14 protein-coding genes are annotated in these 9,653 nt (G+C 69.7%); 7 read left to right on the top strand and 7 right to left on the bottom strand.

What is annotated here, in order from left to right; all coding sequences use genetic code 11:
* The first annotated feature begins 37 nt into the window (after positions 1 to 37).
* Positions 38 to 979 carry a Ku protein gene (locus ACLJQ7_RS29880; protein WP_410651497.1) on the top strand — a complete coding sequence of 314 codons (942 nt, stop codon included), beginning with the start codon at positions 38 to 40 and terminating at the stop codon, positions 977 to 979.
* On the opposite strand, the gene ACLJQ7_RS29875 is transcribed toward ACLJQ7_RS29880, so the two are convergent.
* Together ACLJQ7_RS29875 and ACLJQ7_RS29870 are read right to left on the bottom strand one after the other, a co-directional pair.
* A complete protein-coding gene (locus tag ACLJQ7_RS29875) occupies positions 966 to 1,613 on the bottom strand; it encodes a B3/4 domain-containing protein (RefSeq protein ID WP_410651496.1) in 648 nt (215 codons plus the stop codon). The genes ACLJQ7_RS29880 and ACLJQ7_RS29875 overlap by 14 nt on opposite strands.
* Positions 1,614 to 1,624: 11 nt before the next feature.
* The gene (locus ACLJQ7_RS29870; protein ID WP_410651494.1) at positions 1,625 to 2,236 is read right to left on the bottom strand and encodes a LysE family translocator; all 612 of its coding nucleotides are present in this window, start codon (positions 2,234 to 2,236) and stop codon (positions 1,625 to 1,627) included.
* A 138-nt stretch (positions 2,237 to 2,374) separates the two neighbouring features.
* On the opposite strand from ACLJQ7_RS29870, the gene ACLJQ7_RS29865 reads away from it, so the two are divergent.
* The 3 genes from ACLJQ7_RS29865 (at position 2,375) to ACLJQ7_RS29855 (ending at position 4,064) form a co-directional block, all read left to right on the top strand.
* A complete protein-coding gene (locus ACLJQ7_RS29865; protein WP_410651493.1) occupies positions 2,375 to 2,875 on the top strand; it encodes an ATP-binding protein in 501 nt (166 codons plus the stop codon).
* Complete coding sequence (locus tag ACLJQ7_RS29860) at positions 2,875 to 3,759, top strand: alpha/beta fold hydrolase (RefSeq protein ID WP_410651492.1); 885 nt, start codon at positions 2,875 to 2,877, stop codon at positions 3,757 to 3,759. The genes ACLJQ7_RS29865 and ACLJQ7_RS29860 overlap by 1 nt, the downstream gene beginning before the upstream one ends.
* A 98-nt stretch (positions 3,760 to 3,857) precedes the next feature.
* Positions 3,858 to 4,064 carry a CsbD family protein gene (locus tag ACLJQ7_RS29855; RefSeq protein ID WP_410651491.1) on the top strand — a complete coding sequence of 69 codons (207 nt, stop codon included), beginning with the start codon at positions 3,858 to 3,860 and terminating at the stop codon, positions 4,062 to 4,064.
* A 45-nt stretch (positions 4,065 to 4,109) separates the two neighbouring features.
* Here the strand turns inward: ACLJQ7_RS29855 and ACLJQ7_RS29850 are convergent, their stop codons facing one another.
* Entirely contained in the window at positions 4,110 to 5,216 is a 1,107-nt protein-coding gene (locus ACLJQ7_RS29850) for a cytochrome P450 (protein ID WP_410651490.1), read from the bottom strand.
* An 88-nt stretch (positions 5,217 to 5,304) separates the two neighbouring features.
* Here ACLJQ7_RS29850 and ACLJQ7_RS29845 point away from each other — a divergent pair, with 88 nt between their 5' ends.
* From ACLJQ7_RS29845 to ACLJQ7_RS29835, 3 genes are all read left to right on the top strand, one after another.
* Positions 5,305 to 5,772 (top strand): MarR family winged helix-turn-helix transcriptional regulator, encoded by a 468-nt coding sequence (locus ACLJQ7_RS29845; RefSeq protein WP_410651489.1) that lies wholly within the window; start codon positions 5,305 to 5,307, stop codon positions 5,770 to 5,772.
* 93 nt (positions 5,773 to 5,865) lie between these two features.
* The gene (sigK, locus tag ACLJQ7_RS29840; protein WP_410651488.1) at positions 5,866 to 6,462 is read left to right on the top strand and encodes an ECF RNA polymerase sigma factor SigK; all 597 of its coding nucleotides are present in this window, start codon (positions 5,866 to 5,868) and stop codon (positions 6,460 to 6,462) included.
* Positions 6,459 to 7,181 carry an anti-sigma factor domain-containing protein gene (locus ACLJQ7_RS29835; RefSeq protein WP_410651487.1) on the top strand — a complete coding sequence of 241 codons (723 nt, stop codon included), beginning with the start codon at positions 6,459 to 6,461 and terminating at the stop codon, positions 7,179 to 7,181. The genes sigK and ACLJQ7_RS29835 overlap by 4 nt, the downstream gene beginning before the upstream one ends.
* Here ACLJQ7_RS29835 and ACLJQ7_RS29830 read toward each other — a convergent pair.
* From ACLJQ7_RS29830 to ACLJQ7_RS29815, 4 genes are all read right to left on the bottom strand, one after another.
* Entirely contained in the window at positions 7,168 to 8,103 is a 936-nt protein-coding gene (locus ACLJQ7_RS29830; protein WP_410651486.1) for an SDR family NAD(P)-dependent oxidoreductase, read from the bottom strand. The two genes, ACLJQ7_RS29835 and ACLJQ7_RS29830, sit on opposite strands and share 14 nt — an antisense overlap.
* 76 nt (positions 8,104 to 8,179) lie before the next feature.
* Entirely contained in the window at positions 8,180 to 8,746 is a 567-nt protein-coding gene (locus ACLJQ7_RS29825; protein WP_410651485.1) for an alkaline shock response membrane anchor protein AmaP, read from the bottom strand.
* On the bottom strand, positions 8,743 to 9,270 hold the full coding sequence (locus ACLJQ7_RS29820; RefSeq protein ID WP_410651484.1) for a DUF6286 domain-containing protein: 528 nt from the start codon (positions 9,268 to 9,270) through the stop codon (positions 8,743 to 8,745). Before ACLJQ7_RS29820 ends, ACLJQ7_RS29825 begins: the two co-directional genes overlap by 4 nt.
* Positions 9,267 to 9,653, bottom strand: a complete 387-nt coding sequence (locus ACLJQ7_RS29815; protein ID WP_410651483.1) for an Asp23/Gls24 family envelope stress response protein — start codon at positions 9,651 to 9,653, stop codon at positions 9,267 to 9,269. The genes ACLJQ7_RS29820 and ACLJQ7_RS29815 overlap by 4 nt, the downstream gene beginning before the upstream one ends.

The following is a 9,653-nucleotide window of genomic DNA, read 5'->3' as shown; positions in this document are numbered from 1 at the left end:
ATTCCGGGTACCAGCCCGCTGGAGGAGAGGAGTGCCCATGCGTCCGGTCTGGAGCGGTTCGCTTTCGCTCGGTCTGGTGACGGTGCCGGTACGGCTGTACAGCGCGGTCGAGGACCATACGGTGCACTTCCGCCAGTTCCAGCGCGGAACCGAGGACCGCATCCGGTACCGGCGGGTGAACGAGCGCACCGGCAAGGAAGTCGGCTACGAGGACATCGTCAAGGGTTACGAGCTCGACAACGGCGAGTACGTGGTCGTCGAACCCGAGGAACTCGACGAGATCGCCCCCGGCCGGTCCAAGTCGCTCGACATCGAGAGTTTCGTCGAGCTGGACGCCATCGACCCGATGTTCTTCGACAAGACGTATTGGCTCGCGCCCGCGAAGGACGAGTTCGAGCGCCCGTACGCGTTATTGCTCGAGGCGATGGACTCCTCGGGCAAGGCCGGGATCGCCAAGTTCGTCATGCGCGGTCGCGAGTACCTGGCGCTCGTCCGCGCCGGGGACGGCGTGATGGTGCTCAACACCCTGCACTTCGCCGCCGACCTGCGGGATCCCGCCGAGCAGCTGCCGGACCTGCCGGGGAAGGCGAAGGCGCGCGGCAAGGAACTCGACATGGCCGTGAACCTGATCGACGCGATGAGCGACGACTGGCGGCCCGAGGACTACCGCGACACCTACACCGACCGCGTGCGGGACCTGATCAAGGCCAAGAAGAAGGGCGACACCATCACGCCCGCGACCGAACCCGGTGAGCCGACGAAGGTCGTCGACCTGTTCGAGGCCCTGGCGAAGAGCGTGGAGAGCGGGAAGGCCAAGAAGAAGTCCGGGGCGAAGAAGCCGGCCGCGAAGAAGGCCGCGGCAAAGGATTTGTCCTCGCTGTCAAAGGCCGATCTGGACAAGCTGGCACGGGAGCGGAACATCAAGGGGCGCTCGAAGATGACCCGCGCCGGCCTGGAAAAGGCGCTCAAGGCCTCGTGACGACACCCGCCGTCGCCAGTTCGCTCGCGATGGCCTCGATCAGCAGCCGGACGTCCTCGGCCGCCGTCCCGTGCAGCCCTTCGGAAACGATCACCACTTCGGACGTCGTGGCGGAGACCGCGGAGTGCCCGCTCTGCCGGTTCGTCCACCGGCGCGCGTGGGCTTGACCGTCCTCGTCGGCGAAGATCACCTCGCCGGGGTTCGGCTGCTCGACCGTACCGGCGAAGGTCACGTATTTCTCGTCGCCCCGCGCGTGGCGGACTTCCAGAGAGCCACTGATCTTCGCGACGTCGAGCACCGCGACCGGGATGGCGTAGGCGACCGAGACCGCGTTGCAGAGGTCGATCACCGGGTGGATCCGGGGCAGCGTGCCTTCTTTACGGAGCCTGCGCAGCAGCGATTCCGACGCGCAGCGGTACTGCGTCGGCTTCAGGCCCATCTTGGCGAACGCCCGCCGCCAAGCCTGGATCTCGGGGAATTCCGATTCGGGCCCGTCCGCGAGCCGCCGCGTCGCCCGCGCGAGGAACTTCTCGACGTCGACCGGCAGTTCCGGGGTGACACCGGTGGCCCGCAGCGTGCCGACGGCGAGGCCGGGGTGAGCGGCGCGGATTTCCGGGTGGTGCTGGAGTCGCATGCTGAACCTGTCTACTGGGTGGTGAACGCGAGTTTGACACCGAGCGCGGCGAAGGAACCGGCGAAGATCCGCCGGAGCCAGGCGAGCACGCGCGGCCGGGAGAGAACGTGGTGCCGCACGCCGGCGGCGAGGACGCCGTACACGCTGAACACCACGAAGGTCGCCAGCATGAACACCCCGCTCAGCAGCAGCATCCGAGGGATCGAACCGGGCTCGCCCGCCGGGACGAACTGCGGCAGGAACGCGAAGAAGAACAGTGTCAGCTTCGGGTTCAGGACGTTGATCAGCACGCCCGAGGTGATCGTCCGCAGGGTCGACGCGGGTTCGGGATCGCCGTCCACGACGATCGCTTCCCGGTCCTTCAGCGTCGCCCACGCCATGTAGAGCAGGTAGGCGACGCCGAGGTACTTGATGATCTCGAACGCCAACGCGCTCGCGTGCAGCAGCGCCGCGAGGCCGGTGATCGCGGCGATCATGTGCGGGACGATGCCGAGGGTGCACGCCAGCGCGGCGATGACGCTCGCGCGTCTGCCCCGGGCCAGTCCGGCGGAAAGGGTGTAGACCACGCCGGTACCGGGCGTGGCGACCACGACCAGCGTGGTGATCAGGAAGGCGATGCTCACGAGGTCACTGTGCGCGCTTTTTGGTCCGATGGACAGAGCCAAAGTCGAGTGTCTGCACAGGACCAAAGCCCGGCGTGAGGGGTTCACCGGAAGGAGTGGCATGATGCACGCTCGCACGTCGACGAGGAAGGCCTTGGTTTGAGCGCGCGCACTTCCCAGGTGGACGACCTCCGGCTGGTGGCACAACCGAATGCCGTGTTGTGCTCCGAGCTCTTCGTCCGTCTCATCTTGTCGGATTGGTCCTTGCGGCCGTTGCTCGATCAGGCGAAGACCGCCGCCGCCAGATTGGTGGGCACGCTGGTCGACGCGGCCGATCCGAAGGAGCCGCCCTTCCTGACACTGCGCTTGCGCCTGCGGTCGGACGTGCTGGTCATCGAGGTCGACCACGAGGTGGACGGGCTTCCCGTGCCGACGCCCGCACCGGGTGAGCGGACCGGGGTGGCGCCGAGCGAGACCCGCGGCGTGACCTTCTGGTGCGAGCTGCCGCTGCCCGGTGGCCTGTCGGCGGGGCAGGTCCAGCTGCCGAGGCGGGGCGACCGCCGCACCCTGGTGGACGAACCCGTCTCCGGCGAGCCCGTCGGCGCCGATCCCGAAGTCCTGGAACGGCTTTTGACCCGGTTGAGCGGATGGTCCGGCTGATGGCGGCGAAGCGGGTCACCACGCCGGTGCTCGAGATCGAGTACGAACATTCCGGTGAAGCGGGCGGGCCGCCGGTGGTCCTGCTCCACGGCTTTCCGTACGACGTGCGGGCCTACGACGGGGTCGCCGCGCTCCTCGCGGCGGGCGGAGCCTCCGTGTACGTCCCGTATCTCCGGGGGTTCGGCGGAACCCATTTTCTCGACAAGGCGACACCACGCTCCGGGCAGCAGGCCGCCCTCGCGCAGGACCTGCTCGAGTTCATGGACGCGCTGGGGCTGGAGAAGGCCGTTGTCGCGGGGTACGACTGGGGTGGCCGCGCGGCGTGCATCGCGGCGGCGCTCCGGCCCGAGCGTGTGCGCGGGCTGGTCTCGGTGGACGGCTACAACGTCCAGAACCTCGCCTACGCGGGCGAACCCGCGCCGCCGGAGTGGGAACGCACTTACTGGTACCAGTTCTACTTCCACTCCGAGCGCGGCAGGCGCGGGCTGGCGGAGAACCGCGACGAGCTGTGCGCCTTGTTGTGGCGCACCTGGTCGCCGACCTGGACCGGCGCCGACGCGGCGTTCCCGGCCAGCGCTCCCAGCCTCCACAACCCGGACTTCGTCGACGTCGTCATCCACTCCTACCGGCACCGCTTCGGCCTGGTGGAAGGAGATCCGCGGTATCAGGCGCTCGAAGACCTGATCGCGGAGGAGCCGGCGATCACGGTGCCGACGGTGGTGCTGGAAGGCGGGGACGACGGCATCGGCGGCCCGAGCGCGGAGGGCGACCGCGAGTACTTCACCGGGCCGTACGAGCATCGGGTTCTGCCGGGAGTGGGCCACAACGTTCCCCAGGAGGCTCCCGAAGCGTTCGCGGCCGCTGTGGCGTCCCTGCTCGGGTGAGGACGATCACTCGTCAGTGCGCGTGACGAATCCTGATCTTCGTTTGTCCTTCGGACGTACGGCGCACGATCCGGGCGCCACGGACGGAGGAGGACCCGATGTCGTTGGGCGACAAGATCAGCAACAAGGCCGAGGAGTTCGGCGGCAAGGCCAAGGAGACCGCCGGCGACGCCACCGGCAACGACGAATTGCGGGCGGAAGGCCAGGCGGACCAGGCGAAGGCCGGTCTCAAGGGCGCGGTCGAAAACGTGAAGGACGCCGTCGGTGACGCCGCGGACAAGCTCCGCGACACCTTCAAGAAGTAGTGTTTTCCGGGCCGGGGCGGCGGATTTCCGCGCCCCGGCCCGCTTTCAGCCGTGCAGAACGACCGGCAGGCTCGTGAGCCGCGTTCCCTGGATGCCGCCGAGGAACGTCTGCCGGAGTTCGCCGTAGGGCACGGCGAGCCGGGCTTCGGGGAAGTCCGTGCGCAGAACCGTCGCCACCGCCCGCAGTTCGAGCTGCGCGAGCTGGGCGCCGACGCAGAAATGCGGGCCCGCGCCGAAGGTCAGGTCCGGGCCCGGTTTCCTGGCCGGATCGGTGTTGATGCCCTGGATGTCCACGAGCACCGGGGCCTTCGCGGGGAGCCGGATCCCGGCGAGGCCGACCTCCGAGGTCGTGAACCGCCAGAGTGTGAACGGTGCGGGCGGGTGCACCCGGAGGGTTTCCCGGACCAGATGGCTTTCGGCGGCGGTGTCCCCGTTCAAGAGCCGCGAGACGAGGAAGCCGATCGAGGCGTCGGTGGTCAGCTGCCCGGCGAAGATCAACGCGAACAGGTGATACCGCAGGTCCTCTTCGGACGTCTCGGACGGGAGGGTGTCGCGCAGTTCCGTCGCGAGCCCGTTTCGGTTCGGGGTCAACCCCGCGGCGGCGAGGTCCGCGATCGCGGCGATGGCCTTGCCCTGGGCGCCCGGTGCGGGGTCGGACATGCGGCGGCAGGCATCGACGGCGGCGTCGAGCAGGTGGAGCGGGATGCCGAGCAGGTCCAGCAGCACGGTGAGCGGGAAACGGGTGGAGAACCCGTCCATGAGGTCGACCGTGCTGCCGCCGAGGTCCGCCAGCAGTGTCCGTGCGATCCGGTGGATCCGGTCGGACTGTGCCTGGATCCGTTTGGCGCTCAGCAAAGGGGCGTGCGCCCGACGCAGGAGCGTGTGGTCAGAGCCGTCCACTGTGGTGAGCGAGGGCTGTTCGGCGGCGGTCTGTTCGAGCCCGGTCCAGCCTTCGGGGGCGAGCGCGGGATCCTTCGCGAAGCGCGGGTCCGCCAAAACCTCGCGGGCCAGCTTCTCCTCGGTCACGATCCATGCGCTTCCGCCCTCGGGCGCGGCCACTTCGACGAGGGGGCCGGCGGCACGCAGTGCGGGGCGGACAGGGTCGGGTTCGGTGATGCCGCGGGTCGTCGCGGCGAAGGGATCGGGGAGCACAAAAACTCCTTCATGTGAAAGTAGCTTCACCATGAAGGTATATTTGGGGCCGGTAGGTTGTCAAAGCGCACGGATCCGAGGAGGGCTGATGGAGGACGACGTCGTGGCGCGGAGCACGTCGCTGCTGGACGGCCTCCGGAGCTTCGGGGCGAACTACACCGAGTTCACCCGGCGTTTCGCGGACTGGCTCGGCCTGCACGCCACCGACGCCGCCGCGCTGGTGGAGATCCTCTACGCCGAAGACACCGGTTCGCCGTTGTCCCCGGCCCGGCTCGGCGAACGTATCGCGCTGACCTCCGGTGCGACCACGAACCTGCTGAACCGGCTGGAGAACCTCGGTTATGTGGTGCGGACCAGGGAGAACAGCGACCGGCGAAGGGTGACCCTGCGCAGTGGCCCGGACATCCAGGGGCCCGCGCGTGAGTTCTTCGGCCCGTTCAGCGCCGGGCTCGCGGCGCTGGTGGCGGAGTACCCGGCGGAAGAGATCGAACGGTTCGAGGCCTTCCTGCGGCATCTGAAGTCCACAATGGACAGCGTGCTCGAAGAACAGGGTTAGCTCCGGACCAGTCCGATCCGCATTCGGCACCGAATACCTCCCGGACGCCACGGAACCGCGTAGCCGGGCGTCGGGTGAGGTGGAGGCGGCTTGATGGTCGAGGGTGTGCGGACGAGTCCGCGCGGAAGCGGCGGCACCGGAGCGGAGCCTGCCGAGCCGAGTTTGATGCAACGGGTCGCGGCGGGTGACGAACAGGCGTTCGCCGACCTGTACGACGTCGTGGCCGGACCGGTGTGGGGAGTGGTGAACCGGGTCGTCCGCAACGGCACGTTCGCCGAGGAGGTCACCCAAGAGGTCCTGGTGGAGGTCTGGCGGACGGCGGCCCGGTTCAAACCGGGCAAGGGGAGCACGCTGGCCTGGGTGCTCACGATCGCGCACCGGCGGGCGGTGGACCGGGTGCGTTCGCATCAGGCCGCGCTCGACCGGGACGATCGGGCGGGAAGGCTCGACTTCCGCCGGCCGTTCGACGAGGTCGCCGAGTCGACGATCAGCAACCTGGAACAGCAACGGGTGCGCCAGTGCCTGTCCGCGCTGACCGACCTGCAACGGGAATCGGTCGTGCTGGCCTATTACAACGGCTATACGTACCCGGAAGTCGCGGAAGTGCTCAAAACCGCGCCCGGCACGGTGAAGACCCGCATCCGTGATGGCCTGATCCGGTTGCGCGACTGCTTGGGGGTCGGGCAATGACGGCGGAACTGCACACGCTGACCGGGGCCTACGCCGTGGACGCGGTCCCGGAAGAGGAGGCCGCGGCCTTCAAACGGCACCTGCGGGGTTGCCCCTCGTGCGGCCAGGAGGTCCGGGAGCTCCGGGAGGCCGCCGCGCGTCTGGGGGCGGCTCTCGCCACGCCACCACCGCCGAGGCTCCGGGAGGCGACGCTCACGGAGATCGCCCACACCCGTCAGTGGCCTCCGCTGGTCGCTGTCGCGCGTCGAGGCGGGCCGGCGAAGACACGGATCGCCCTCTGGGGTGCTGCGGTGGCCGCCGTCGGAGCGCTGGTGTTCAGCTTGGTCACCACGACCGCCGATCCGGGAGCGGACCCCGCTCAGCAACAACTGGCTTCGGTGAACGCCGTGCTCACCGCGCCCGACGCCTCGACGGTCAAGGGTGCCGAGCGGGAGACCACCACGGTCGTGACCTCGCGGAGCCAGGGCAAGATCGTCGTACTGGCCGGGGAACTCCCGTCGCCGGCGCCCGGCAAGGCGTATCAGGTCTGGCTCATCGGGGCGAGCGGCGTGCATTCTGCGGGCCTGCTGGCGCCGGACGGTCCACATCGGACACGTCCGGTCCTCGCGGACCTGCCGGGCGGGATCGACCGGGTCGGCATCACCGCGGAACCCGCCGGAGGCTCGCCTGCCCCGACCGTTCCGGCGGTGGTCATGGTGGATCTGGCTAAGCCCCGGTGAGCCGCTCGCAGGCCTGCCAGAGTTCCTGGCGCTGCGCGGCGGTTTCCCGGGTCTTGCCGAAATAATGCGTCGGCCGCTGGACGCGGTCGTGCCAGAACATCCCGTTGTACCGGGCCGGTTCCCGGGCCGCCGCGAGCCAGACGAAGGTGTCGGCGCCCTGCTCGGGATTCCGCAGGATCGGTCGCGTCAGCTTCTGGAACGTCGGAAGAGAGGTCGCGACCCCGGGAGTGTCGGCCCAACCGGGGTGAGCGCTGTGCACGGTGACGCCGGAGCCGTCCAGCCGGTCCGCCCAGAGTTCGGCGAGTACCACCTGCATCCGTTTGGTGCGCGCGTATCCGGCCGCCGGCCTGTACTCATCCAGGCGGTACTGGAGGTCGTCGGTGCGCAGCGGCTGGCCGTACATGCCACCGGAAGCGACCCAGATCACCCGTGCGCCGTCGGCGAGTTTCGGCCGGAGCGACGCGGTGAGCAGATGCGGTCCGAGCACGTGCGTGGCCAGCATGACTTCGTTGCCCTCGGCCGTTTCCGTGCGTTCCGAGGGCATCACTCCGGCGTTGTGCACGAGGACGTCGATCTCACCATCGAGGTCCTCGGCGTAGTCGCGCACGGACGAGATCAGGCTGACGTCGCACTGGTCGACGACGATCCGCGAGCCGGGCGCGGCACGTTCGATCTCGGCGCGGGCGGCGTCGCCGTCACCACGGACCGCGATCCGGACGGTCGCGCCCAGTTTCGCCAGCCCGATGGCCGTCGCCTTCCCCAAACCCGCTTTCGCACCGGTCACCACGGCGACCTTGCCCGCGAGCGCGTCCGGCGCGGGATCCTCGGGCCACCAGTGCCGGCGCAGGAAATACCCGACGTTGCCGTACCCGAGCAAGGTCCGGTCGAGCACGGTGTCGGCGGCTCGGGTGACGACGGACATCCGGGTGCTCCTCAGCGGTCGGAAGGTGGCTGCTCGGCCCACACCGTGTTCCCGGTCCACTCGGCACGGAAACCTGTCACTGGACGCGGGACCCGGCCTTCGTGGAGAAGCGGAACTCGATGGTCGTCGGAAGCTCGCCGAGATCCAACGCCTGGCGCAGCCTCGGCAGGCCCTCCGTGGTGATCCGCTCGCGGATGGTGGCCAGGTCACCGTCCTGTTCGGCGCTCAGCACCACGGCCAGCACCGGCGCGTCCTGGGAGCCGCCGAGCGTGGCGTGCGCGGCGTGGACGCCGGGATAGGTCGCGACCTCGGCGGCGAACGGTTCCACCGCGGTGCTTGCGGCCAGCGTGGTCTCTCCGGTCTCCTGGTCGAAACGCCAGGTGTGGGACTTCGGTTTGCGGACGGGCTGCGCGACGAGCCAGCGCAGCGCCAGCAGTCCGGCCACCAGCGCGACCGCGGCGACGGCGTACCAGACCCATCCGGGCGGCGCGGCGGTGCCGGGGACGAGCGTGGCGCCGGGATCGAGCGGCGGGATCCGGCCGAAATGGGTGCCGACGGCGAACCCGCCGGCGGCGAGCAGCACGATCCCGGTCAGTACCAGCAGGGTGCGGTTCAGCCGGGCGGGGCGGTTGAGGTCGGTCATGACGCGCTCCTGGTGGCCTTGACGCGGACCCGCACGGCCGGGACGGTGGCGGGGCCGATCTGGGAGAGGCGGTGCTCGATGGCCGCGCGGACGGCGTCGGCGAGTCCCGCGGTGTTCGTCCGCCCGGTGGTGACCACCGAGACGATCTTGCTCCGCTTGACCTTCAGCTTCGCCGCCGAGACACCATCCACAGTGGACGCCGCGGCGCGCAGCGTCGACCGATAACTGCGCCGGGAGGCGCCGGAGTCGATGCCTCCTTCGAGCGGCAGCACGGTGGGCCGTCCCGGGACGATCGCGGCGACGAGGAGCAGCAGACCGAGCAGCGCGACCACGCCGCCCGCGATCGCCGGAAGCGGATCACTCCACCGGGTGCCGTGCAGGGCGGACGCGACGGCGTCGTAACTGATCCACGGTTTCTCGCCGAGGATCGTCTGGACCGCGACGATGGCGGCCAGTACGCATCCGGCGAGCACCACGAGGGCGACCAGCACGGCCGGGACACTGCGGCGGGGGCGCCGTTTCATCGGACCCTCCTCGTTTCGGTCTCCGTGGAATGCAGGGCCGTGACGGTGATGTCGACCCGCGTGACGGCCAGGCCCGAGAGTTCGCCGACGCGGCGGATCAGATGCTCTCGCACGCTTTCGGTGGTGGCACGCACGGAAAGCGGGTACTTCACCGACAGCCGGACGTCCAGCGTGGCCGTCGAGCCGGTGACGTGCGCGCTTACCTTGGCGCCCTGGTCGAGGTCTTCACCGCCGACCGCGATCCCGAGCACGCGGGAGGCCGCGCCGCCGACGCCGTCGAGTTCGGTGATCGCCCGGGCGGCGATCCGCTCGACGGCGCCGTCGGCCACGGTCAAGGCGCCGCGCCCGTCCGTTCCGGGCGCGGCGGCGGTCATGGTCGTCAT

This window comes from Amycolatopsis sp. cmx-4-54, assembly GCF_046548895.1.
GTDB lineage: Bacteria > Actinomycetota > Actinomycetes > Mycobacteriales > Pseudonocardiaceae > Amycolatopsis.
Note: the sequence above shows the minus strand (reverse complement) of the source record. Positions and strands in the feature narration are given on the sequence as shown.